General features: G+C 64.6%; 22 protein-coding genes. All 22 read left to right on the top strand.

Annotation, left to right across the window (positions count from 1 at the left end; all coding sequences use genetic code 11):
• Nucleotides 1–10: 10 nt before the first annotated feature.
• The 22 genes from MCHLDSM_RS01830 (at nt 11) to MCHLDSM_RS01725 (ending at nt 25,370) form a co-directional block, all read left to right on the top strand.
• Nucleotides 11–1,012 carry an acyl-CoA dehydrogenase family protein gene (locus tag MCHLDSM_RS01830; RefSeq protein WP_048468620.1) on the top strand — a complete coding sequence of 334 codons (1,002 nt, stop codon included), beginning with the start codon at nt 11–13 and terminating at the stop codon, nt 1,010–1,012.
• Nucleotides 1,013–2,176 carry an acyl-CoA dehydrogenase FadE29 gene (gene fadE29, locus MCHLDSM_RS01825; RefSeq protein ID WP_048468619.1) on the top strand — a complete coding sequence of 388 codons (1,164 nt, stop codon included), beginning with the start codon at nt 1,013–1,015 and terminating at the stop codon, nt 2,174–2,176.
• Entirely contained in the window at nt 2,173–3,132 is a 960-nt protein-coding gene (locus tag MCHLDSM_RS01820) for a bifunctional MaoC family dehydratase N-terminal/OB-fold nucleic acid binding domain-containing protein (protein WP_048468618.1), read from the top strand. Before fadE29 ends, MCHLDSM_RS01820 begins: the two co-directional genes overlap by 4 nt.
• Nucleotides 3,129–3,533, top strand: a complete 405-nt coding sequence (locus MCHLDSM_RS01815) for a MaoC family dehydratase (RefSeq protein WP_048468617.1) — start codon at nt 3,129–3,131, stop codon at nt 3,531–3,533. Before MCHLDSM_RS01820 ends, MCHLDSM_RS01815 begins: the two co-directional genes overlap by 4 nt.
• 8 nt (nt 3,534–3,541) lie before the next feature.
• Nucleotides 3,542–4,696 carry a 17-hydroxy-3-oxo-4-pregnene-20-carboxyl-CoA lyase gene (locus MCHLDSM_RS01810; protein WP_048418682.1) on the top strand — a complete coding sequence of 385 codons (1,155 nt, stop codon included), beginning with the start codon at nt 3,542–3,544 and terminating at the stop codon, nt 4,694–4,696.
• Between the two features lie 675 nt (nt 4,697–5,371).
• Nucleotides 5,372–5,998 (top strand): LuxR C-terminal-related transcriptional regulator, encoded by a 627-nt coding sequence (locus tag MCHLDSM_RS01805; RefSeq protein WP_060937570.1) that lies wholly within the window; start codon nt 5,372–5,374, stop codon nt 5,996–5,998.
• 483 nt (nt 5,999–6,481) lie between these two features.
• A complete protein-coding gene (locus tag MCHLDSM_RS01800; RefSeq protein ID WP_158023716.1) occupies nt 6,482–7,198 on the top strand; it encodes a response regulator transcription factor in 717 nt (238 codons plus the stop codon).
• 229 nt (nt 7,199–7,427) lie between these two features.
• Nucleotides 7,428–8,342, top strand: coding sequence for a response regulator transcription factor (locus tag MCHLDSM_RS01795; RefSeq protein WP_109788725.1), 915 nt, complete (start codon nt 7,428–7,430; stop codon nt 8,340–8,342).
• 308 nt (nt 8,343–8,650) lie between these two features.
• Nucleotides 8,651–10,438, top strand: a complete 1,788-nt coding sequence (glmS, locus tag MCHLDSM_RS01790) for a glutamine--fructose-6-phosphate transaminase (isomerizing) (protein WP_048468615.1) — start codon at nt 8,651–8,653, stop codon at nt 10,436–10,438.
• Nucleotides 10,439–10,554: 116 nt separating this feature from the next.
• Nucleotides 10,555–12,033, top strand: coding sequence for an AMP-binding protein (locus tag MCHLDSM_RS01785; RefSeq protein ID WP_234713820.1), 1,479 nt, complete (start codon nt 10,555–10,557; stop codon nt 12,031–12,033).
• Nucleotides 12,030–12,251, top strand: a complete 222-nt coding sequence (locus MCHLDSM_RS01780) for a phosphopantetheine-binding protein (protein WP_048468614.1) — start codon at nt 12,030–12,032, stop codon at nt 12,249–12,251. The genes MCHLDSM_RS01785 and MCHLDSM_RS01780 overlap by 4 nt, the downstream gene beginning before the upstream one ends.
• Nucleotides 12,248–13,633 (top strand): flavin monoamine oxidase family protein, encoded by a 1,386-nt coding sequence (locus MCHLDSM_RS01775; RefSeq protein ID WP_048468613.1) that lies wholly within the window; start codon nt 12,248–12,250, stop codon nt 13,631–13,633. The genes MCHLDSM_RS01780 and MCHLDSM_RS01775 overlap by 4 nt, the downstream gene beginning before the upstream one ends.
• On the top strand, nt 13,633–15,216 hold the full coding sequence (locus MCHLDSM_RS01770) for a KamA family radical SAM protein (protein WP_048468612.1): 1,584 nt from the start codon (nt 13,633–13,635) through the stop codon (nt 15,214–15,216). The genes MCHLDSM_RS01775 and MCHLDSM_RS01770 overlap by 1 nt, the downstream gene beginning before the upstream one ends.
• A gap of 243 nt (nt 15,217–15,459) precedes the next feature.
• A complete protein-coding gene (locus tag MCHLDSM_RS01765) occupies nt 15,460–16,857 on the top strand; it encodes a sugar transferase (protein WP_158023715.1) in 1,398 nt (465 codons plus the stop codon).
• Between the two features lie 4 nt (nt 16,858–16,861).
• Nucleotides 16,862–18,262, top strand: coding sequence for a glycosyltransferase family 4 protein (locus tag MCHLDSM_RS01760; protein ID WP_109788722.1), 1,401 nt, complete (start codon nt 16,862–16,864; stop codon nt 18,260–18,262).
• A 69-nt stretch (nt 18,263–18,331) separates the two neighbouring features.
• Nucleotides 18,332–19,354, top strand: coding sequence for a GDP-mannose 4,6-dehydratase (gene gmd / locus MCHLDSM_RS01755; protein ID WP_048468610.1), 1,023 nt, complete (start codon nt 18,332–18,334; stop codon nt 19,352–19,354).
• 12 nt (nt 19,355–19,366) lie between these two features.
• Nucleotides 19,367–20,524, top strand: coding sequence for a glycosyltransferase (locus MCHLDSM_RS01750; protein ID WP_322788648.1), 1,158 nt, complete (start codon nt 19,367–19,369; stop codon nt 20,522–20,524).
• 38 nt (nt 20,525–20,562) lie between these two features.
• The gene (locus MCHLDSM_RS01745) at nt 20,563–21,225 is read left to right on the top strand and encodes an SGNH/GDSL hydrolase family protein (protein WP_048468609.1); all 663 of its coding nucleotides are present in this window, start codon (nt 20,563–20,565) and stop codon (nt 21,223–21,225) included.
• The gene (locus tag MCHLDSM_RS01740) at nt 21,222–22,031 is read left to right on the top strand and encodes an SGNH/GDSL hydrolase family protein (protein WP_082168655.1); all 810 of its coding nucleotides are present in this window, start codon (nt 21,222–21,224) and stop codon (nt 22,029–22,031) included. Before MCHLDSM_RS01745 ends, MCHLDSM_RS01740 begins: the two co-directional genes overlap by 4 nt.
• On the top strand, nt 22,028–23,449 hold the full coding sequence (locus MCHLDSM_RS01735; protein ID WP_048468608.1) for a tyrosine-protein kinase domain-containing protein: 1,422 nt from the start codon (nt 22,028–22,030) through the stop codon (nt 23,447–23,449). Before MCHLDSM_RS01740 ends, MCHLDSM_RS01735 begins: the two co-directional genes overlap by 4 nt.
• Nucleotides 23,449–24,783, top strand: a complete 1,335-nt coding sequence (locus MCHLDSM_RS01730) for a Wzz/FepE/Etk N-terminal domain-containing protein (RefSeq protein WP_048468607.1) — start codon at nt 23,449–23,451, stop codon at nt 24,781–24,783. Before MCHLDSM_RS01735 ends, MCHLDSM_RS01730 begins: the two co-directional genes overlap by 1 nt.
• On the top strand, nt 24,780–25,370 hold the full coding sequence (locus MCHLDSM_RS01725) for a DapH/DapD/GlmU-related protein (protein WP_082168654.1): 591 nt from the start codon (nt 24,780–24,782) through the stop codon (nt 25,368–25,370). Before MCHLDSM_RS01730 ends, MCHLDSM_RS01725 begins: the two co-directional genes overlap by 4 nt.
• The last annotated feature ends 10 nt before the right edge of the window (nt 25,371–25,380 follow it).

Below are 25,380 nucleotides of genomic sequence, written 5' to 3'. Positions count from 1 at the left end.
GAGGTGTCGGGTGGACTTCAGTCCAGACGAGGGTCAGCAGGCGGTCGCCGATGTGGTGACGTCCGTGCTGGAACGCGACAACAGCTGGGAGGCTTTGGTTTCCGGCGGCGTACCGGCACTGGCCGCTCCGGAACGGCTGGGCGGTGACGGGCTCGGCCTCGCCGAGATCGCGACCGCGCTGACCGAGATCGGCAGGCACGGGACGATCAGCCCGGCGCCGGTCACCCTCGCTGCGGCAGCGGTGCTGGGCGAGCTGGCCTCCGAACCCCAGCAGGACCGCTACCTCGCGGGCGTGGCCAAGGGGTCGGTGCTCAGCCTGGCGCTCAACGAGCCCGGCGTCTCCCAGCCCGACCGGCCGGCGACCACGTTCTCGGCCGGCCGGCTCAACGGCACCAAGCTCGCCGTCGGCTACGCCGGTCAGGCGGAGTGGCTGGTCGTCACCACCGACAACGGCGTGGTCGTGGTGCGCGGCGACGCCGACGGGATCTCGGCGACGAAGACGCCGACGTCGACCGGCGCCGACGAGTTCGTGGTCACGTTCGCCGACGTCGCCGTCGACGACGGTGATGTGCTCGCCGGGGCCACCCCCCTTCGCGTGAACCAGCTGGCGCTGGCCGCCTTCGGTGCCTTCGCCGCCGGCCTGGTCGCCGGAGCGCTCCGGTTGACCGCTGACTACGTCGCGACCCGGGAGCAGTTCGGCCGGCCGCTGTCGACGTTCCAGACCGTCGCGGCGCAACTGTCCGAGGTCTACATCGCCTCCCGGACCGTCTCGCTGGTGGCGACGTCGGCGGTGTGGTCGCTGTCCCAGGGCCTCGACGCCGATGACGATCTCGCGATCCTCGGTTACTGGCTCACCTCGCAGGCTCCGCCGGCGATGCGGCTGTGCCACCACCTGCACGGCGGTATGGGGATGGACATCACCTACCCGATGAACCGCTACTTCTCGTCGATCAAGGATCTGACCCGGGTGCTGGGTGGTCCGACACACCGTCTCGATCTGGTGGGAGCGTAAATGTACATCGAACTGACCCCCGAGCAGCGGGCTCTGCAAGCCGAACTGCGACAGTACTTCTCGACGCTCATCACGCCCGAAGAGGCCGAGGCGATGGAGTCGAACCGGCACAACGAGGCCTACCGCGCGGTGATCAAGCGGATGGGATCGGACGGCAAGCTCGGCATGGGCTGGCCGAAGGAGTACGGCGGCCTGGGCCTCGGGCCGATCGAACAGCAGATCTTCGTCAACGAGGCCAACCGTGCCGACGTCCCGCTGCCGCTGGTGACGCTGCAGACCGTGGGTCCCACGCTGCAGGTGTACGGCACCGAGGAACAGAAGAAGAAGTTCCTTCCCGGAATCCTCTCCGGCGACATCCATTTCGCGATCGGCTACTCGGAGCCCGACGCGGGTACCGACCTCGCGTCCTTGAGGACGACGGCGGTTCGCCATGGCGACGAGTACATCGTCAACGGGCAGAAGATGTGGACGACCGGCGCCCATGACGCCGACTACATCTGGCTGGCGTGCCGCACCGATCCCGAAGCCGCCAAGCACAAGGGCATCTCGATCCTGATCGTCGACACCAAGGACCCGGGCTTCTCCTGGACGCCGATCATCCTGTCCGACGGTGCGCACCACACGAACGCGTCGTACTACAACGACGTGCGGGTGCCCGCGGACATGCTCGTCGGTGAGGAGAACGGCGGCTGGAAGCTGATCACCACCCAGCTCAATCACGAGCGGGTGGGCCTCGGCCCGGCCGGGCGCGTCGCCGGCATCTACGACCAGGTGCATGCGTGGGCGTCCAAGCCCGGCTCCGACGGTGTCACGCCGATCGAGCAGGCTGACGTCAAGCGGCTGCTGGGGCAGATCAAGGCGATTTGGCGGGTGAACGAGCTGCTGAACTGGCAGGTGGCGGCGTCGGGGGAGACCATCGCCGTCGCCGATGCCGCTGCCACCAAGGTGTTTTCGACCGAACGCATCCAGGAGGTCGGCCGGCTCGCCGAGGAGATCGTCGGCACGTACGGCAACCCGGCGGATCCGCAGACCGGCGAGCTGCTCGACTGGCTCGACAAGATGACCAAGCGCAACCTCGTCATCACGTTCGGCGGGGGTGTCAACGAGGTGATGCGCGAGATGATCGCGGCGTCCGGGCTGAAAGTTCCGAGGGTCCCCAGGTGACCGTTGACGACATCCGGGCCGCAGCCGAACGCGTCAAGGCCGAGGGCAAAAGTGCGCCGCGCCAGGCACGTCACCCGGTGAACCAGCCGATGGTCGACCACTGGCTCGACGCGATGGGCGACCGGAACCCCATCTACGTCGACGAGGAGGCCGCGAAGGCCGCCGGGCACCCCGGTGTGGTGGCGCCGCCGGCCATGATCCAGGTGTGGACGATGATGGGGCTGGGCGGTGTCCGCCCCGACGACGACCCCCTGGGCAAGATCCTCGAATTGTTCGACGAGGCAGGGTATGTCGGCGTCGTCGCCACCAACTGCGAGCAGACCTATCACCGCTACCTGCAGCCGGGTGAACAGGTCAGCGTCACCGCCGAGTTGACCGACGTCATCGGCCCCAAGCGCACCGCGCTGGGCGAGGGTTTCTTCATCACCCAGACGATCACCTGGACCGTCGACGACGAACCCGTCGCCGAAATGCTCTGGCGCATCATGAAGTTCCGGCCCGCGGACCAGGACGTGCCGGCCTCGGAAGTCCCCGAGGACCTCGACGCGGAGTCGATGATGCGGCCGGCATCGTCGAAGGACACCAAGTTCTTCTGGGACGGCGTCAACGCCCACGAACTGCGGGTTCAGAAGCGTCCGGACGGCACGTTGCAGCACCCGCCGGTGCCCGCCCTGTGGGCGGACAAGGAGTCTCCCGCCGACTACGCCGTCGCCTCGGGCAGGGGCACCGTGTTCAGCTTTGTGGTGCACCACGCCCCGAAGGTGCCGGGCCGGACGCTGCCGTTCGTCATCGCGCTCGTCGAACTCGAGGAAGGGGTGCGGATGCTCGGTGAGCTCCGCGACGTCGACCCTGCCGCCGTGAAGATCGGAATGCCTGTGCGCGCAACGTATATCGATTTCCCGGAGAGCAGCTCCGGGCCCGCGTGGACGCTGTACGCCTGGGAGCCCGACGCATGAGCGCCCCTGCCGTCGAGGTCGGCACCAAGCTCCCCGAACTCGCGCTCTACGGGGATCCCACGTTCATCGTGTCGACCGCGATCGCCACCCGTGACTACCAGGATGTCCACCACGACCGGGACAAGGCGCAGGCCAAGGGTTCCAAGGACATCTTCGTCAACATCCTCACCGACACCGGCCTGGTGCAGCGGTTCATCACCGACTGGGCGGGGCCCACGGCGGTGATCAAGACGATCTCTCTGCGCCTCGGTGTGCCGTGGTACGCCTACGACACGGTGACGTTCAGCGGGGAGGTGACCGAGATCGTCGACGACCTCGTCACGCTGAAGATCGTGGGCCGCAACAGCCTCGGTGACCATGTCATCGCGACCGCCACGCTGGTCCTCGGAGGTGCCGCGTGAGCGACGGCCTGTCCGGCAAGGCGGCGATCGTCGGGATCGGCGCCACCGATTTCTCCAAGAACTCCGGACGCAGCGAGTTGCGGTTGGCCGCCGAGGCGGTGCTCGACGCGCTCGACGACGCCGGGCTGACCCCCGCCGACGTCGACGGCATGGTGACCTTCACGATGGACTCCAACACCGAGGTCGCGGTGGCCCGCGCCACCGGCATCGGTGAGCTGAAGTTCTTCTCCAAGATCCACCACGGCGGCGGCGCGGCCTGCGCCACGATTCAGCAGGCGGCTCTGGCCGTCGCCACGGGCGTGGCGGAATGCGTTGTCGCCTACCGCGCTTTCAACGAACGGTCGGGGATGCGCTTCGGTCAGGTGCAGATGCGGCTGGTCGAGAATGCCGACTCCACCGGGGTGGACAATTCGTTCTCCTACCCGCACGGCCTGTCGACCCCCGCGGCACAGGTAGCGATGATCGCGCGTCGCTACATGCATCTGTCCGGGGCGACGAGCCGCGATTTCGGCGCGGTGTCGGTGGCCGACCGCAAGCACGCGGCCAACAATCCGAAGGCCTATTTCTACGGGAAGCCGATCACCATCGACGACCACCAGAACTCGCGGTGGATCGCCGAACCGCTGCGGCTGCTGGACTGCTGTCAGGAGACCGACGGCGGTGTGGCGCTCGTCGTGACGACGCCGGAGCGGGCGAAGGATCTCAAGCACCGGCCCGCGGTCATCGAGGCCGCCTCGCAGGGCTCGAGTCCCGACCAGTACTCGATGGTGAGCTACTACCGTCCCGAGCTGGGGCTGCCGGAGATGGGATTGGTCGGCCGACAGCTCTGGGAGCAGTCGGGCCTGACGCCCGCGGACATCCAGACCGCGATCCTCTACGACCACTTCACGCCCTTCACGCTGATCCAGCTCGAAGAGCTCGGGTTCTGCGGACAGGGTGAGGCCAAGGATTTCGTGGCCGACGGCGCGATCGAGATCGGCGGCAGACTGCCCATCAACACCCACGGCGGGCAGCTCGGCGAGGCCTACATCCACGGCATGAACGGCATCGCCGAGGGGGTACGCCAACTCCGCGGAACCTCGGTGAACCCGGTGCCCGACGTCGAGCACGTGCTCGTCACCGCGGGCACGGGCGTGCCGACATCGGGGCTCATCCTCGGCTGAGGACTCCTTCAGCAAATTCTGACGCCATCGATGCCAAACTCCGGGGCGGTCTATCGCCCGTGCTCCCGGCTGATGAGCCGCTGCAACGACAGGAAACTGTGACGAGACGGGCACTGCGGCGTGCACCAGCATAGAGCTGGGATGCTGGCACACCAGGCAAAATGTCATAATTTTGCGAGGGCCCAATCTAGGTAAGTCCTTGACTAGGGGAAGATCCAGCCTGTTGTACGTTTCATGCGCTTGACTGCTAATCTAGCAAATCACCATAATGGGGCGTGCCGATAACGAGGCATCCACGTCCGGACGGGCGGTACGGATGCACCGTGTCGGGGGGCCTAGGGGGTTGTGGTGACGAATAGCTCGTTGTCCGGAATTGCATTGCTGCGTCCATCGCGCGCCCATCGTGTGTCGCGATTGTTTCGTCGGCGCATCGGCGCTGAGTCGACGCCGAGGTGAGCGATGGGCGAAGTCAGATCGACGACGGTGCAGAAGTGGGGAGCGATGGGGGGCCCGGCACCCGTCCGGTGCGTGAGTAAACCCGGTGAGGGCGCGTTCGCAGTCCCGGTGTCGACACGGGATTTCGGCACCATCGGCGCAATGGTGCCGGCTGCCACGCCCGGTCGATGTGACAAGCCGCGCGTTCCGCCGGACCTCGCCCGGCGTCGGCTGCCGGCCGTGAACATTCTGATCGTCGACGACTGCGCACTCCAGAGGGAGAATTTGGCGTCCATCCTCGGCCATGAGTGTGCGTTGTCTCCCTCTGTCGCCTGGGATCTACCGTCGATGCGCGCGGCGACGACTGAGACGGCTCCGAGCATCGTGCTCCTGAGCATGATGACGCGCGACAGCATCGCATTGTTGTGTGCTGTGCGACAGATCTGGCCCCTGGCGAGAGTGATCGTCGTGGGTATTGCGGAAGACGATGAGGCCGGCATCATCGCGTGCGCCGAGGCGGGCGTCGCCGCATATCACCTGAGGTCCGAGTCCCTGTGTGAACTGCGGGATCTGATCGCCAAGGTCGCGGATGGAGAGTCTGTGTGTTCGACGCAGATCTCGGCCGTTTTGCTGAGGTATCTGTCGACCATGGCATCCGACCGACGGTCCGTTCCGGGCGATCCGGATCTGACCACACGCGAGATGCAGATCCTCCGAATGCTCGAACAGGGTCTGTCCAACAAGGACATCGCCGACCAGCTCTGTATCACCTTGCACACGGTGAAAAACCACGTACACAGCATTTTGAGCAAGCTCGGTGTCCGCACGCGGGCGGAAGCGGCGGTCGTCTGCCGGTCACTGCGATGACTGTCTCATTGACAGGAACTAGGCACGGTCCTGGGTGGAAAATCGCTCCAAAGGTCCATGTACGTCGGTCCCGTCGCGGTTGATAGTGGGGGTGCGGGGTGTGGGCTAGCTCGTCACTCTCGGTCCGGCGCGTCTGAGCGTCGCCGACTCTTCCCCGCAACAGCGCAGGGGAGGTGGCATGGCTGCTCGTCCGAACGACATGCCCTGCGGTGCAGTGACATTGCGTCCACCACCACGCCCGGTGCCGGCCCCCGCGCCCGCTCAGTTGGCCGCTCCCCAACCGGTTGACTCGCCGGGGCCGGCACCTTCCACAGGGATTGTGCCCACACTAACGACCTACGCGCTTCCAAGTCTGACCGAGGAATCGTGCAGTGGTGACGATGCCGACGGAAACAACGTCGATTCGTTTGACACACAACAGGATCGTAGAAGGCCGTTGAAGACGGGCCCGGTTGCGCGTCCGCGGTGGACGTGACGGCCCCTGTGACCAACGGTGACTCGCGCGCGGCGGCCCCGGGCAAGGTGTTGATCGTCGATGACTGCACGCTGTATCGCGAAGCGCTGGCTTCGGCACTGATATCGAACGGGAAATTGTCCGTCCGTACCGCCTGGGACGTGCCCTCCCTGATCGGCGCTCTGGAATCCGCAGCACCGCGCGTGATTCTGCTGAACATGGCCGCCAGCAAGGTGCGGACGTTCCTGCGGGCCGCTCGCAACCTGAGCCCGGAGGTGCCCGTGGTCGCTGTCGCGACTCCCGAGGACGACCAGGACACGATCTTCGCCTGTGCGGAGGCCGGAGTGGCGGCCTACCACATGAAGGTCGACTCGTTGGCCGACCTTCTCGTGCTGATCCATGTCGTAGCGGACGGCAACACCTGGTGCCCGCCACAAATCGCAGCAACGCTCCTTCGACGGGTGTCCGCTGTCGCTGGTTCACGACGATCTGCACCTAGGGATCCAGTACTCACCTCACGCGAGATCCAGGTCCTGCACATGCTGGAACTAGGCCGGTCGAACCAGGAAATCGCCCTCGAGTTGTCCATCGCGGTCCATACCGTGAAAAATCACGTGCACAACCTGCTGACAAAGCTGGGGGTCAACACCCGCGCCGAGGCTGCTGCGGCGTTCCACAAGCTGCGGGGGGACCAGGACGACCGCCGGAGGCCCGGATCCCGGTCTAGTCAAAGTTGGCTCCGATGACCCATGTACGGCAGTTCTGAAGACCCCGATAGTGGTGGGTGTCAGACGAGTTAGCTCTGCATCGCGTTCCCTCTGAGTCGGCGAACGAGTCACAATGTGATTCGGCCTCTCTCGGGAGTCACGGTGACACAGCAGGTTTCCGTGGGGGAGGACCTTTGAAGACGCAGCAGCGTGCGGGGCGGGACCGTGAGACGGTGCAAGCATTTCGAGTCGAATGGTGGGGCCCGAGATGAGTGAGCTCCCGCCTATCCACCCGTTGCTGTCGGCCTGGCCAGCTGACGCCGTTGCAATGTCCGGTGATCCGGCCTCACTTGATGGGGACCGTCGCGAAGCAGCCTACGATTGGCTTCCCGTCGACAGGCGCCCATCGAATGATGCACTCATAGTCCCGCATTCGAACGTCGAGTTCCTCGACCGGATCGTGCGGACAGCCAACGGAGCGGAAGCGCGTCACAAGGTAGCGAGTGCACTCGGGTCACTCCGTGACGTCCGTGTTCTGGTCGTCGACGACTGCGCACTCCACCGCGAGTGTCTGGTGGGCGTTCTCGCCGCGCAGTCCGGCGTGGTAGGGGTCGGCGTGGCGTGGGATCTGACGTCGTTGGTAGCCGAAGTCCAAGCGACACTCCCGCACGTCGTTTTGTTCAACATGGCGACCCGCGATAGTGCGATGTTGCTACGGCAAGCAACGAAATTGAGCCCAAACGTACGCGTGGTCGTCGTCGGTGTGTCGGAGGAGGACGAATCGGGCATCGTCGCGTGCGCGGAGGCCGGCGTAGCCGGGTATCACCTGCGTACGGAATCCCTCGAAAACTTGCTTGTGTTGATACACAGAGTTGCTGCCGGGGAATCGTTGTGTTCGCCAGGGGTGTCGGCAATATTGCTCAGGCGCTTGTCAGCCCTGGCCTCACAGCGTCGGCAGCCGGCGGCCAGAGAACTACCTCTGACCGCTCGGGAGATCCAGATCCTTCGGATGTTGGAAGCGGGGCTGGCGAACCGCGACATCGCGGACCGGCTCTGTATTGCAGTCCACACTGTGAAGAATCACGTGCATAGCGTGCTGACCAAGCTCGGTGTTAGCAGCCGTGAACAGGCCGCAGCACTCGCTCGCAACATCTTTGCGGCCGAGGACTTCTCGTCGTACTAGATCCCGATTCAGTCCCGGGTCCAGTCCGAAAATCGCTCTCATGGTCCATGTACGAACGGTATCGGGGTCGTCAATAGTGAAGATGTGTTTGCGGGGGAAGCTGAAAGTCGTTGCGAGGCGGCGGTGCAGATGGTGATCGGGCCGGACTCAGACGAGATCTTCATACGCATGAACGTGGCAGATCGCGAAGTCAGGTACAGCAATTCGAATAGTTCGAGCTCGGTTTCACACTTCCGAGTTTCGGGCCTGTCATTGAGAAATGGGATATCCGTCAAGACATTCGCTGGCGACGGCCGAGGAGTTTGGTGATGTGCGGAATCATCGCCTGCCGGACACACCGGCCGGCATCCGAGTACCTGAGAATCGGGCTGCGCAGGCTCGAGTACCGCGGGTACGACTCGGTGGGTGTTGCGTTACAGGCCGTCGGCGGCGATGTGCTGCGACTGCGGACAATCGGACGGATCAATTCCCTGGAGACGCTACTGGGTCAGTGCGCAGAGACCGAATTCACCGGAGCGGGGATCGGCCACACGCGGTGGGCCACCCATGGTTCGGTAACCGAGGACAACGCCCATCCGCATGCTGACTGCACCGGGGAGATCAGCGTCGTACACAACGGAATCATCGAGAATGCCGCCAGTCTGCGCGCCGAGCTCGCGTGCGCCGGACACAGTTTCGCAACCCCGGTGGACAGTGAAGTTCTCTGTCACCTCATCGAAGACGAGCGGCTCGGCGGCGGCGACCTCGTCGACGCGGTGCACAAGGCCCTCAGCCGGGTTCAGGGCTCCTGGGCGATCGCGGTTCTGGAAGAGGGCACCGGTCGAATCGCAGTCGCGGCCAAAGGGTCTCCGCTGCTCGTGGCACACACCGATCAAGGCGACTTCGCGGCAAGCGACATCGCGGCGATCGCCGACTGGATCGACGAATTCCGCGTACTCGAAGACGGCGACGTCGTGGAACTGACGAACACGCAACGGTGGTGCCATGCGGGGGTCGTCGTATCGCCTCCCATGGCAAGCCGCTGCGATTGGCGCAGTGAGGATGTCGAACTGCATGACTACACCGACTACATGGCGAAGGAGATCGACGAGCAACCTCACGTCGCCGCTCGCGTGCTGGACGGCTTGATCGGCGGCGTCGCGAACGGGAGGTTGTGGAACGATCTCGGGCTTCCGGCGTTCGGGCGGCTGCAGGTGATCGGATGCGGCACTTCTCTGAATGCCGGCAACGTGATCGCCAACCTGGTTCGTTCGCTCGGTGCACTTCCGGTAACGACCGTGGTCGCGAGCGAGGCGGCGGCACAGGTTCCGGATCCCGACCAGCTGTGCCTGGCCGTGAGTCAGTCCGGAGAGACCGCCGACGTGCTTCGCGCGATGGAATCATCCGCAGTAGACGGCTCGTATGTGTTGGCACTGACCAACAATTCACACTCCACGCTCGCTCGGCTCGCCGATGCGGTCATCGAGTGCTCGGCCGGCCCGGAGATCGGGGTGGCCGCCTCGAAGACTTTCGTGTGTCAGGTGATTTCCGGCTCAGCTCTGATGATTTCGGCGCTGGTAGCCATGAATCGCCTGTCCGCCGGTGCGGCAACACGCCTGGTCGACGATCTGCGTCGTGTGCCGGATCAGTTGGCTGCAGCGAGCACCGTCGCACGCGGCGCAATACCACCGATCGTCGACGAGTTCGTGGATGCCGATGGGTTCATCTTCATCGGTCGTGGCTCTGGTCTACCGTACGCAGCCGAAGGGGCTCTGAAACTGAAGGAGCTCACGTACCGGTGGGCAGAGTGCTGTCCAGCGGGTGAACTCAAGCACGGCCCGCTCGCGCTGGTGGGTCCTGGCACGCCCATTGTCGTCGTCGACAGCGGCGAGCCCAAGCTGGCCTGCAACGTCGCGGAGGTGGCGTCACGCGGTGGCCGCATCGTCACCCTCGGTCCCGCGGGTAGTTCTGTGCCGGTTGTCGACAACGTCAGCGCCCCCTGGGGTCCGATCGGGGCGACGGTGCCGCTGCAGGTGCTGGCCCGGTCCCTGGCACTGACCCTGGGCCGCGACGTCGACAAGCCGCGAAATCTCGCCAAGTCGGTGACGGTCGAATGAATCCGCAACTGCAACGAGCGATCGAGTCGTCGGTCGAACGAAGCCTCGACGCTTGGAAAGCCATGTCTCACGACGCGATGTCGACCGGCCATCTCACCCAATGCGAAGCCGAGCACGTGGCAGACATCATCGATGATTTCGTTGCCGCAGCCCGCGACTGGCCTCACCGCCCTGCGCTGGTGCACAACGGGACGGCCACCACCTACCGGGAACTCGAAGATCGGGTCCGTCTGGCGGCCTTGCGTGTTCACTCCGAGGGTTTGGGCATCAACAGGGTGCCCGGTCGCATCGGTGTGTTGGTCTCACACCATCCCGCAGTGGCACATCAGCTGTTGGGCGTCCTGCGGGCCCACGCCACGTACTGCCCCGTCGACGCCGCGCTACCGGCCGGGCGGGTGCAGGCGCTGACCACGGCGATGGGCGTCGACCGTCTGATATCGGCAGCGCAGGATCCACAGGAGGTGGAGGCCGAGAATGATCTCCCGGAGCTACGCTGGCGTCCGAGCGACCCAGCGTATGTTCTGTGCACCTCCGGCTCGACGGGCACGCCCAAGCCTGTGGCGGTATCGCGGCATGCCCTCACCGTCACAGTGCGGGCACTGCGCTCTCTTTTCGCCCTCACTCCCACGGACCGTGTGTTGCAGTTCGCCTCGCTCGGCTGGGACACGTGCCTGGAGGAGATCCTGCCCGCCCTGACTGCGGGGTCGGCACTGATCTTCGACGACGCGGCCCACTGCGGCTCGTTCCCGACTTTCGTGCGCATGCTCGCCGAACAGGCGATCACCGTCATGGACCTGCCGACAGCGTTCTGGCATGAACTCGTGCTCTTCCTGCACGAGGAGCAGACCTCCCTGCCGGACAGCGTCCGGCTCGTGATCATCGGCGGCGAGCGAGTCGATCCCACTCGTCTGCGGCAGTGGCGGGATCTCGATCTCGAAGACGTCCGCTTGCTCAACACCTACGGGTGCACCGAGACGACGATGATCACCCACGCGGCGCAACTGAGCGGTCCCGGAACCGAACCTCAGATCGGTGCGCACCAGGAGGCGCCGATCGGTCGCCCGCTGCCCCATGTGCGTGACCATGTCACGGGCGACGGTGAGCTGCTGGTGTCCGGCCCGGGCTTGGCCACCGGGTACCTCGACCTGCCCGAGCTGACCGCAACCGCGTTCGCGGTCGCGGACCATGGAACGGGGCCGGCCCGCTGGTTTCACACCGGGGACCTGGTCAGCCGAGCCGAAGGCGGTCCGCTGTATTCGCATGGTCGCGCCGACGAACAGCTCAAAGTCCTCGGGGTGCGGATCCATCCGGCTGAGGTGGAGACGCAGCTGAACACGCATCCGGCGGTCACCGGCGCCGTCGTGGTCGGTGAGCGGGTCTTGGGGCGAGTGTCGTTGACGGCGTACGTGGTTGCGGCTCGACCGACCACCGCCGCCGAACTGAAGGCCTTCCTCCGTGAGCGCCTACCAGGACAATTCGTGCCCGCCCGCGTGAAATTCGTCCCGGCGCTGGCGTACACGGCCAGCGGCAAAGTCGATCGCGCGGCAACACGGCGTGCCGTCGTGGACAGCAACAACCAAGGAGCGAAACGGTGAGTCCCGAACATATCGTCCAGATCTTCCGGCGAGTCCTCAAAACCACCGAGGTGGACGAACACTCCGACTTCTTCGAGCTCGGGGGTGACTCGTTGCTGGCAACCAGGGTGTTGAGTGCGGTCGCTCGGGACTTCGGAATAGAACTCGTGTATGACGACCTCGTCGAGAACCCCACGGCGACAGAGCTGTTCGATCTCGTTGCCGTCGTGGCGCCATGACTGGGGCGGACGCGCGCGTCGTCGTGGTCGGTGCGGGCCTCGCGGGCCTGATTGCGGCCCGCGACGTGGCGGCGGCAGGGGCCGAGGTCACCGTGCTGGAGGCACGCGATCGGGTGGGCGGCCGCATGCGCGGTGTACCGGTGTCCTCGGGTGTCGTCGCCGACGGAGGTGCGGCCTATCTCGGCCGGCAGCACACCGAGCTGCTCGACCTCGTCAGCGATCACGGCCTGAACCTGGCGTCCACGGGCATGGCCGGCGAGAGCACCTTCCTGATCGACGGCGAGCGCACGACGACTGCGAGCAGGGTACCGCCGCTGGACGCCGTGGCACTGGGCGACCTGTTCGACTGCCTCGATGATGTGGTCGAGACGGTCCGGCCGGATGCACCGTGGCTGACCCCCGATGCGGATCGCCTCGATCATCTGTCTGCGCAACGGTGGCTCGTCGATGAGGTCGCGCGTGCAGACGCCCACACCTTCTTTCCGTTGTTCCTCGGCGAAATGATGGCGGCCGATCCGGCGGCGATCTCCGTGCTGCACATGGCTTTCTACCTTCGATCTGGTGGAGGGATCCGGTATCTCAACGCTTTCGAGGGCGGGGCGCAGCAGTGGCGCATCGACGGCGGCGCGCACTTGCTCACCGGGGCGCTGGCTGCTCAACTCGGCGATCGGGTGCACGTGAACCAACCTGTCGCGGCGATCGATCAGGACGATGACGGTGTGGTGGTGCGATGCGTCGCTGACACCGACCACGCGCAGTCCGAGTTTCGGACTGATCGCGTGATCGTCGCACTACCGCCGCTTTTGGCGCAGCGCATCGACTTTCGTCCGGGCCTGTGCACGCCCCGCGCGACCACCGCCACGGGCCGCGGTTGCGCCATCAAGGTTCACCTGGGCTACCCGGCTCCGATCTGGCGTGAGGGCGGGCAGTCCGGGTGGTCGGTGAGCAGCACCGGGCCGCTGCTGTCCACGGTCGATGACTCTCCACCAGACGGATCTGCGGGTGTGCTGACGGGATTCGTCACCGGTGCCGCGGCCTCAGCCTTCTCTGCGTTGTCGCCGGCCGATCAGAAGGATGCGGCACTGGCCCATATCGGGCGACTCTTCCCTGCGCTTCCTCCACCAGATACCTGCTGCGTGACCGACTGGTTGGCCGAAAGATACAGCAGGGGCTGCTACGCCGCGTTGTTCGGACCGGGCGACTGGCTTCGCCTGGGGCCGTCCCTGACCGAGCCGCACGGCCGGATCCACTGGGCAGGTACGGAAACCAGCCTGGAGTACTTCGGCTTGATGGAAGGCGCGATCAGGTCGGGCCGACGAGCCGCGGCCGAAGTGATCGGTGCGGCAGATGCCAGAAACAACTCGCGGAAGGTGCTGGTCTGATGACAACAGTCGTCGAAAGTGAAGAGGCCGGCTTCACCGCGGTCACCGATCAGCCGTACATGTACGTGCGCAAGTTGCTGGTCGAGCCGGATTGGCGGCGGTACCCGGGTTGGGCGAAGGTGTCCGCCTCCGACTGGCAGGATCCGCAATGGCAGCGGGCGCACTCACTCAAGAACATCGGGCAACTGCGCGCAGTGGTGGGCGATCTCCTCGACGAGAGGTTCTATGCCGACCTGGCCGCCGACCAGCAGCAGCGAGCCACGATGTCGATGCTCTTACCGCCGCAGATGCTCAACACCATGGCTCCGCAGTGGGATCCGGAGCGCGGCGCACTCACTGAGCTGTTCTATGCCGATCCGATCCGGCGCTACATGCTCCCCGTGCTGAGCGACCGTCACCCCGAATGGTGTTCGCACCCCTACGCAGAACGAGATTCGCTGCACGAGAGCGATATGTGGGTCGTGGAAGGGTTGACCCATCGGTACCCGACCAAAGTCCTCGCCGAACTGCTGTCGACGTGTCCGCAGTACTGCGGTCACTGCACGCGGATGGATCTGATCGGCAACTCGACGCCGACGGTCAGCAAGACGAGGCTGACGCTTCAGCCGGCCGATCGGCAACGACAGATGCTGGACTATCTGCGCGCCACACCGACTGTCCGTGATGTCGTGGTCTCGGGGGGTGATGTCGGCAATGTTCCCTGGCCGCGGTTGGAATCGTTCGTCACCCAGTTGCTGGAGATCGACACGATCCGCGACATCCGACTGGCGACCAAGGCGCTGGCGGCATTGCCGCAGCATTGGCTGCAGAGCAAGGTGCTCGACGGGGTCAGCCGGGTAGCGCGCCTCGCTGCCGAACGCGGTGTCAACCTGGCGTTGCACACGCACATCAACCATGTGCAGTCGGTGACTCCACTCGTCGCCGCCGCGACCCGTGGCCTACTCGACGCGGGGCTTCGTGATGTGCGCAACCAGGGTGTGCTGATGCGCGGGGTCAACGCCACCACCGAGGATCTTCTCGATCTGTGCTTCGCGCTGCAGGGTGAGGCGAACATCCTTCCCTACTACTTCTACATGTGCGACATGATCCCGAACGCCGAGCACTGGCGAACGCCGCTGTGGCAGGCTCAGCAGCTGCAGTTGTCGATCATGGGTTATCTGCCCGGCTTCGCGACACCGCGTGTGGTCTGCGACGTTCCCTTCGTCGGAAAACGGTGGGTTCATCAGGTCGTTCGCTACGATCAGAACCTCGGGATCTCCTACTGGAACAAGAATTACCGCACCGTTCTGGAGGGTGCGGACGGCGACGCTCTGAACCGGGCGTACCCGTACTTCGATCCGATCGACACCCTGCCGGCACTCGGTAAAGCGTGGTGGCGCAAGAACGGTCACCACGCCTGGGACACAGCCTTGTCCGCTGCCGAGATCGACTCCTCCGCGCCCGCCCCGGTCGGCGGCACCGTATGTGAATCGTACGGTGCCGCCGCTGGCGCGAACGGGCAGCAAGCCTCCGGATCCCCCGCCGGAGAGCCTGCTTTGATCCCGTTGCCACTCCGGAACGGTCGCGCGCGCAATGAAACATGAGTCGCCTCGTCGCCCTGGATCCGCGACTCGGCAACTGACAGACCACAGAGACAAGGAGGCGCTCGATATGCGAGATATGGCAGCCACCCAAGGTGGCACAGCATGACTGCACCCCCCCTCGTTCGCCGATTCCGATCGAGCATCGGTTCCCGGTCGGAGTCCGCCGATCGGGTGATGAAGCAGGTCACAGAAGCCAAAGCACGTGCGTGTCAATGGAAGAAGTTGCACCGGAGGCACGTGGTCGTGACGGACGCCGTTGCTGTGGTGGTGGCCGTGACGATCGCGCAGTTCGCACGGTTCGGTCTTCCCGAGCTGAACAGTCCCGCGATGGGCGACAGCTGGCGATACGTGACCGCATGCTCGATCATCCTCGCGGTCATCTGGCTCGCGGCCCTCGGACTCCAGGAGTCATGGGATCTTTCGCTGACCGGAATCGGCTCGGAGGAGTACCGCCGCGTCGTCACCGCTACCGCCTGGGCTTTCGGCATCATCGCTGTCGCGGATCTGCTGCTCCAGCTCGGATTGGTCCGAGGCTACCTGGCCATCGCGCTCCCGGTCGGGCTGGTGGGATTGCTGGCGGGCAGGCACCTCTTGAGACGCGATCTCGCCAACAAGAGATCGCGCGGTGCATTCACGAGCCAGGTTGTCGTGCTCGGGAAGCCTCGTTCGGTGATCGCACTCTGCAACACCTTCAATCGGTGTAGCCATGCCGGCTATCGGGTGGTCGGTGCCTGTTTGCCCGACTACCAGGGTGAAGTCGGTTTCGAGATCGACACACGGACCGGGCCTGTTCCGGTGCTGGGTAACCAGCACTCCGTCGCGGAGGTGGTGCGCCTCACCAACGCCGACGCACTCGCCGTCACGTCTGCGGAACATCTCGGCCACGAGCACATGCGGACCTTGACCTGGCAACTCGACTCGCTGGGGACCGACCTGATCGTCATGCCGGGCATGGTCGACATCGTCGGTCCCCGGCTCAAGATCCGCCCTATCGACAATATGCCGCTCTTCCATGTGGCACGACCTCGCCACGACGGAGCGTTGCATTATCACAAGCGGTTCTTCGACCTTGTCCTGGGAACCATCGCGTTGTTCCTGCTCAGTCCCGCAATGATATTGGCCGCGGTGGCGATCAAGTGGCATGACGGTGGCCCGGTGTTCTTCTGCCAGGAACGCGTCGGTTACAACGGTGTCCCGTTCCGGATCGTCAAGTTCAGGACCATGAAGCCGGAGTCCGAGACCCAACTGGATACGGAGCGGATCGTCTCTGGACAGTCGGACTGCGTCTTCTACAAGTCGGCTACGGACTCGCGCATCACACCGATCGGCCGGTGGCTCCGCAAGACGAGCATCGACGAGATCCCCCAACTTTTCAACGTTCTCGCCGGCTCGATGAGCATCGTCGGGCCGCGACCGCTGGTTCCGGGCGAGGGGTCCTCTGTTGAGTACTTCATCGAACGCCGGGGTCTCGTCAAGCCAGGAATCACCGGTCTGTGGCAGGTGTCGGGGAGGTCTGATGTATCTGCCGAGGAGCGTATTCGCCTGGATCACTTCTACGTCGACAACTGGTCCTATGTCCAGGACTTGGTGATCATCCTGCGGACAGTGCGGACGGTGCTCCAAGGCCACGGAGCGTATTAGAGCCATGACAGAGAGCGGATCACTCATGAAGTCCTCCAGTGTGATGCACGCCGAGGCGCCGGAGTCGTGTGGCGTCGACGGATTCGCTGACAGGAGCGTGGTGGACTCCGCCTCCCGCTACGATGCCGATTCCAGCGCCGGCTCGCTGTCCGGTCTCCGGGTGTGCGTGGTCGCGTGCCATTTCCGCCCGGAGTCATCGGGCAGCGCGCCCTACAACTCGTTGCTCGTCGACACCCTTGCCGATGCCGGGGCGGCCGTGAAGGTCGTCACCGGCGTTCCACACTATCCTCAGTGGCGCGTGGTCGACCCGCAGTATCGGTCGGGACTGCGGTGGCATGAATCGCCGCCCCCGGCAGCAGATGCCGGCTCGGTCAGCATCGTGCGACTGCGCCACGCGGTTCCCCGGAATCCTGACCTCCTCGGACGGATGCGCCTGGAGCTGACTTTCGCTGCGCTGAGTGCTCCCGCTGTCGCCGCCGCAAGTGCCGACATAGTGATCGCCGTGACGCCGCTCCTCGGCGCTGCGGTGGCGGGCATGGTGGGCCGGCGTCGGCGTCCGTACGGCGCCATCGTGCATGACCAAGTGGGTAAGGCCGCCGTCCAATCGGGAAGTGCCGGCGGACGTGTCGCGAATCTGATTGCTGCGGCTGAATATTCGGTGCTGCGGCGCGCCGACCGCATCGGCGTGATCACGGAGAGGTTCAGACCCGCTCTGGTCGCGGCCGGAGTGGACGACCAACGGATCGTCGAGGTTCCACTGTTCTCGCACGTCACTCCTGTGGCCCTCGCTCCAGCGGCGGCCCGGCGCGCACTGGGCTGGCGTGACACCGGCCGTCTCACTGTCGTGCACACGGGGAACATGGGGATGAAACAAGGCTTGGAGCACGTCCTGGACGCTGCACGGGTTGCGGCCGAGAGATACCCGGGAGCTTTCGAGTTCGTCTTCGTGGGGGACGGCAACACGAGGCAAGCGCTGGAAGAGCAGGCCTGCGGCCTCGACGGGGTCCGGTTCGTCGATCCGGTCTGCGAGGCCGACTATCCACTCACCCTCGCAGCGGCAGACGTCCTGCTGGTCCATGAACGTCCTGGGGTCAGGGAGATGTCGCTTCCCAGCAAGCTCACCTCGTACACAACCGCTTCGCGACCGATCATCGCCGCGGTCGCCGAAGGCGGGATCACCGGATCGTTGTTGAGCTCTCGTGACGCGGCGTTACTGGTGCCGAACGGCGATCCGGAACAGCTCGTCAGCGGCCTGTGCGAGATCCGGTCCAACGACGTCTTGCGCGCCCGGCTCGTCGTCAACGCTCGGCGGCTCTGGCACGCGGAGTTCTCCGAGCGTCGCGGCCGACAGCACTTCGTGACGTTCGCCAGAGCGCTCGCCGACTCCTCGACTCAGGCTCCTTGACATGGAGCGTCTGCGCGGAATCTCAGCACGGTCATCAAGGAACTCTCGGAACGAAAGATGAGAAAAGACATGAAAAAGGCTGTCATCACAGGGATCACCGGCCAGGACGGGTCGTACCTCGCCGAGCTGCTCCTCGACAAGGGCTACGAGGTACATGGCCTGATCCGTCGATCGTCGACGTTCAACACGTCACGGATCGACCATCTCTACGTGGACCCGCACGATCCGGATGCCCGGTTGCACCTCCACTACGGCGATCTCAGGGACGGGGCCCGGTTGGTGACGCTGCTGTCGCAGATCTCGCCTGACGAGGTGTACAACCTCGGCGCGCAATCACATGTCCGTGTGAGCTTCGACGAGCCGGAGCACACCGGCGACACGACAGGCATGGGGTCGATCCGGTTGTTGGAGGCGGTCCGGCTCTCAGGAGTGCAGTGCCGGTTCTATCAGGCGTCGAGTTCGGAGATGTTCGGAGCGTCACCGCCCCCTCAGAACGAGGCGACATTCTTCTATCCGCGTTCACCTTATGGAGCCGCCAAGGTGTACTCCTACTGGATCACCAAGAATTACCGCGAGGCCTACGGAATGTTCGCGGTGAACGGAATATTGTTCAATCACGAATCACCCCGCCGCGGTGAGACGTTCGTGACCCGGAAGATCACCCGGGCGGTTGCGCGGATCAAAGCCGGCCTGCAGGACGACCTCTATCTGGGCAATCTCGACGCAGTCCGTGACTGGGGCTACGCGCCGGAGTACGTGGACGGCATGTGGCGGATGTTGCAGGTCGACGAACCGGATGACTACGTACTGGCGACAGGCCAGGGCCACACCGTCCGGGATTTCGTGAGCATCGCCTTCGAGAGGGCAGGGCTCGATTGGCAGGACCACGTGAGGTTCGACCAGGGGTATGTCCGTCCCACCGAGGTCGACGCGCTCATCGGCGATGCATCAAAGGCAGCGCGCGTACTCGATTGGAAAGCCGAGGTGCGCACTCCGGATCTCGCCGCGATCATGGTGGACGCCGATATCGATGCTCTGCGTTGTGCGGGCACGCCATGGGTGGACAAGCCGCAGTCAGTCGGCCGGAAATAGGGACCGATCCTCATGGAGACGCGGACGTTCGGCTCGGATCGCATGCGAATACTGCATGCGGTCACGTTGCTCACTCCCGACGGTGCGTACGGCGGACCGGTCCGGGTCTCACTCAATCAGGCCTCGGCACTACGCATCCGTGGTCATTCAGTGACACTCGCGGCGGGCGAGCGAGGGTTCGACGTGAGACCTAAGTGGGCAGAGGGAAACCCACTTGTCGCCCGGCGCACCCTGCGGTTGGTTCCCCGCGTGGGCTTTGCAGGTCTTTCTGCCCCCGGCCTCCTGACATGGTTTCTCCGGACGCACGGCCAATTCCAGGCGGCACACGTCCATCTCGCGCGCGATCTCGTCCTCTTACCCATGGCTGTGGCCATGATGCGGGCGAGACTGCCGTATGTGCTCCAGACCCACGGCATGATCCTGCCGGGAGCACATCCGCTCGCGCCGCTGACCGACCGTACGATTGTTCGAAAGCTGCTGTGCCACGCGCACGAAGTCTTCTACCTGACAACCGATGAGCGCGACGCTCTCGATGAGATCGCCGGCGGGAACGCTCGACTCACCCCGCTGCCGAACGGCGTACCGCTGTATCAGGCCGCGACACACTCGCGGCGGGTACCGGAGGTGCTGTATCTGTCCCGTCTGCATTCGCGCAAGCGTCCCGTTGACTTCGTCACCGCAGCAATGGAGTTGAACGCACGGGGAGTATCCGCGGATTACACCCTGATCGGGCCGGACGAAGGCGAAGGCAGGAAGGTCCAGGAGGCCGCCGCGCAGGCGCCCAACATCAACTGGGTCGGCCCGGTCGAGAGCGGAGCGGGGCCGGCACGCATGCAGCAGGCTTCGATCTACGTGTTGCCGTCGCTGGGCCCGGAACCCTATCCGATGGCAGTACTCGAAGCGATGTCCGTCGGCCTACCCGTCGTTGTGACGGATCAGTGCGGGTTGGCGCCCCTGATCCGAAAATACGACTGCGGCCTGGTCATCGAGCCGGGTGCGCCGAGTATCGCCCGGGCCGTCAACCACCTGCTTTCCGCGCCCGATGTCGCGCGCGCCATGGGTGAACGCGGGCGCAGTGCCGTCAAACACGACCTCGGTATGTCATATGTGGGCCAACGGTTGGAGATGAGCTACGCTGCCGCGGCACACGACCTGGGGCGGCTCCCATGACGTCTTGGCATTCCTCGTGGAGATCCACGTTCGGGACGGTGGCGCTGGCGCTTCTGCTTGTGGCAGCGACGGCCAGCGTGACGGTGGTTCTCACGAGTCGTGGCGCAGAATCGGTGGCCGTCCCTGCTGATGGACCGTTGCGCATCTCGGTGATCGGTGATTCGTACAGTGCGGGCTCCGACAACGACGTGACATGGCCATCGCTGGTTGCCGCCGCATCACCGCTCAGCATCTCCGATGTCGCTGTGGCTGATTCGAGTTACGCCGGCCGTGCCGGGCAGAGTGGACGCTTCGCCGACCAGGTCGACAAGGCACTCGCTTCCAAGCCTGATGTGATCGTCGTCTTCGGTGGTATCGGCGATGTGGCGCTTCCCAATCAACAGATCACCCAATCGGCGGTCGATCTCTTCACCGAACTCGGCAGACGCGCTCCGGACGCCGAACTCTTCGTTTTCGGTCCCATCTGGCATCAGCACCCGGTGCCTGATGTCTTCATGACACTCGATTCGGATATCGCGAAGGCTGCTAACACCACTCACACCACCTATGTGTCCCTGATTCGGCAGAATTGGCTCGCTGCCGACGGTTTGATGCGGCGCAATGTCGCTCCGACCGACGAGGGACAGTCGGTGTTGGCGCAACACTTGAGACCCCTTCTCATGGAGCAGATCCGCGAAACGAGCAAGGCGGTTCTCCCATGATCTCCAGGTTCCGCGGTCGCGTCCCGATGCCTCGTAGATCGACGGTTCTTCTCGCTGTCCTGTCGATTGCGGCTGTCGTCGCTGTCCCTCACGTGATCCTCGACAGTTCTGCAGCCGGCCCACAGGAGTCACCGTTCCAGAACACGGCGGCTCCCCCTACATTGCCGAGTCGGGTGGCTCCCGCTGTCCTGTTCATCGGTGACTCTTACACATTGGGCCCGACGACGCCGGACCTGAGCTACGGCTGCCTGACGGCGACCGCACTGGGATGGGAATGCAACATCGCTGCGGAGGGCGGTACGGGCTACCTGAGCGGGGGTCCGGGACACCGGCTCAAGGTCACCCAGCCCGCCCTGCCCTCGACGTCGTTCGTCGAACGGTTGCCTCGTCTGCGTGAAATGTACCGGGCAGACGTGGTGGTTCTCGACGGTGGCCGAAACGACATGCAGTTCGCGACCCCCGACGTCGATCCGATATTCGCCTACACCGTGAAGCAGGTCGTCGAATCATGGCCGAACAGCCGCATCGTCGTGATCGGACCATGGTTCCTCAACGAGCCGGTGATCAGGCCGCCATCTCTTGCCGGGGGGACGATCGGCGACGAGTTCCGGTCGGTTCTCCGCTCCAATCGTGAGTTCGATGCCGTCGATTTCATCGATCCTGGAGCGCTGGGCTGGTTCGTCGGTATCGACACATCGCCATACGTGGGCGACGACGGGATCCACCCCACCTTTGCCGGAGTGAAGAAGATCGCTGAACTGCTCACCAAAGCACTGAAGGCGCAGGGGGTCACGCAATTATCATGAACTCGACCCTGACTGATTACGTATTCGTGCTCCGGCGCCGGTGGCGGATCCCGGTCGCGTTCACCCTGTTGTCGGTTCTTGCAACGGCCCTGTTCTTCATTGCGAAGCCGCCCGAATACGCCTCGAAGGCCGTGCTTTTCGTGACGACTCCACGGGACGACGAGCGGAGCTTCTACGAGGGAGACGACTACGCCAGGAAGCGGGCCGACACCTACTTTGCCTTGAGCAGAAGTCCGGAGATCGCGAAGAGGGTCATCGACGACCTCGGAATGGACATCGATCCAGAGCAGATGATCGGCCACGCCAACCTCTCCCCGGTTCACGACACGGTGCTGCTCCAATTGACGACGACAGGCGACACCCCGCTGCAGGCTCAAGCGATAGGTAACGCCTACATCGAGGAACTTCGACGAAGCATCAACGCGCTGGAAACGGTGTCGGCAGGATTGGCTCCACGCGTGGACTTGATTCCCGTACAGGCACCGTCCTTTCAAGGGCGGGCCGGGATGTTCCCGCGCTGGCTGATCCTCGGTGCCGCAGCAGTCCTCGGCCTGATCGGCGGTGCATTCGCCGCGGTGGTGGTTGCTCTCCTCGACGGGAGGATTCGTCGCCCCGAGGATGCCGCGGAAGCCACGGAGACTCCTGTGCTGGCGACCTTCCGTTCTTCGGTGCCGTGGCAGTTGCCGCAGTCTCGACCGTGGGACGGAGAACCCGGTCGGCAGCTTCGGCGCACACTCGACCGGCTGGCGATACTCGGATCGAAGGTCGTCATGGTGACCTCGGCTGAACGAGGCGCAGGAAAGACCGGCATCGCCTTGACCGCGGCACGGGCACTGGCAAGCAGGGGTTCGACCGTGGCGGTGGTCGACTTCGATTCTCGAGGCTCCCGAATGGCCTCGGTTTTCAGGCTGGACAACGCGCAGACCGTCAGCGGGCTCGTGTACGACGGCGTGTCGCAGCGCGAGCAGTCATTCTCTGTGCAGACGGTGGCTCCCGCTAATTGGCAGGGTGTCACCGTCATCCCGTTCGGTCCGACAGAGGGGGACCCGGGGGCGACGGCCGATCATCCGGGGACGGCCGGGATGTTCGAGGCATTCCGCGACAGGTACGACTGGGTGATCGTGGACACCCCTGCGGTGATCGAATTCAGCGATGCGGTGCGACTGGTTCGCCACGCCGATGCGGTCGTGCTGGTCGCCCGGGCGCGCCACACCAAGTTCGACGAACTGCGTTCGGCATGTCAGCAGTTGATGCTCGCTGCCGGAAATGTGCTGGGAGTGGTGTTCGTCGCCGATAGCGCTCCCGGACAGCGACGAGGCCGGCTGAACCGCAGTGGCAGGCCCGTCGATGACATCGGGGATGTCGGGCCGTCCGGCCGGCAAGCGTTCTCACCATCTGATTCAGGTAGGAGACAGTGATGGATTTCCAGACCATCGTCAGCGCGATACGACGCAGGTGGTGGGTTCTCGCGATCACAGCCCTCGTCGGGATCTTCGTCGGGAACCTGGTGAGCACTCACGACGTGCGCGAATACACGGCGACGACCAGGCTGTTCGTTGCCGCCACAGGTGGGGGCAACAGCTCGTCTGAGGCCTACTCCGGCGGCCAGTTCTCCGAGCAGCGCGTTGAGTCGTATGCACAGATGATGACTGGTCAGCAATTGACCAAGCGCGTCGTCGACAGACTGCATCTGCCGATGTCGGCCGACGAGCTGTCGTCGAAGGTGGACGCTGCCATCGTGCCGCGAACGGTGCTCCTCGATCTGTCCGCAACCGATCCGTCCCCGGAACGCGCCACGGATATCGCCAACGCGCTGGCGGATGCGTTCATCCAGTACGCCGGTCCGCTGGAGACGCCGGTCGGAGAGAGTACGCCTCGCGCCACGATCACCGTGGTGAATCGCGCCCAGATACCTTCGTCGCCGAGTTCCCCGAATGTCGTCACGAACGCTGTCTACGGGTGCATCGGCGGCCTCCTGATCGGGCTGCTGTGCCTTTCGTTGATCCCTGTCGTATCGAGGCGGATCAGCTCGGCCGAGGAGCTCGGCCGGCTCACGGGTGCACCCACTGCAGGCCCTCTGGTGATGCCCGATCCTGGGGCCTCCACCCAGCACAGCCTGTTCGACGCGTCGTGCCCTGAGGAGTCAGAGGGTCTCCGACGCCTCCGGGTGCAGATAGACGCGCATGACCCTGCGCCGCAGGTCGTCCTCGTGGCGCCGGCTTCCTCTGGTCGAGCAGCCGCCGCCCTGGGAGCGGGTATCGCTGCCGCCTTCGCCGAGACAGGACGGACCACCGCACTCATAGCCGCAGATTCGACACTGGATGCCAGGTGGTTCGGTGTAGAAGGTGACGGCCCGGGACTGGCCGATCTGCTCAGCGGCCGATCAGGATTCGACGACGTTCTCCACAACACTGTCCGTCCCGATTTGGTATGCGTCCCTCACGGGGGGACGCATGCCATCGAGGCGTTGCTCTCGTCGGCGGCGATGAGCGCATTCGTCGACGATCTTCGCAAAGAGTTCGACCGCGTGGTGATCGTGACCGCATCCGTGAACGACAGTAGCGCTGCCTCCGTCTTGTCAGCGGTCGTCGACGCCGATCTGCTGGTGGTAGACACGTCGAGGACACATCGCGGGGAGGTTGCCAGAGCCATCAGCGAATTCAAGGCGGCCAGGGCACATCTCCTGGCCGTGGTGATGGCGAAAGTCGTGGCGCCCGAGCGTCCGCAGGAAACGTCGAAAGGCTCCCGATGAACGAGGTGGCTTGTATCGGCGTCGCCCGGATCGACGACGCGATCTCGGAGCCGGGCCGCCGCTTCTCCCTCGGTGGCTTCACCGGCCGGGGGTATGAGCGCGGCCGCAGCGTCGGAGTTCAAGTTCTCTGGCTGATCGCCCGGGGAGTCCTGATGAAGTGGTGGTGCCCGAACGCGCTTCGCATCAGGGCTCTGCGGCTCTTCGGCGCCAGAATTGGTACAGGAGTGCTGATTCGACATCAGGTCAAGATCCACTGGCCCTGGAAACTGGACGTCGGAGACAACTCGTGGATAGGCGAAGAGGTGTGGATTCTGAACCTCGAACACGTGACCATAGGGTCGAACACCTGCATATCGCAGGGAGTGCTTCTCTGTACCGGAAGCCATGACCGGCGCAGTCCCACTTTCGAATTCGACAACGGTCCCATCACCATCGGTGATTCGGTGTGGGTGGCGGCGCGTGCGACGGTCCTGCGAGGTACCCGCATCGGAGACGGCGCCACCATCGGCGCAACGGTGGTTGTGTCCGGTGATGTGCCCCCCGAGACAACCCTGCTTGCAACCAAATCGCGAATCCAGCTTTCCTGATTCGACCGAA

This window comes from Mycolicibacterium chlorophenolicum, assembly GCF_001044235.1.
Lineage (GTDB): Bacteria > Actinomycetota > Actinomycetes > Mycobacteriales > Mycobacteriaceae > Mycobacterium > Mycobacterium chlorophenolicum.
Note: the sequence above shows the minus strand (reverse complement) of the source record. Positions and strands in the feature narration are given on the sequence as shown.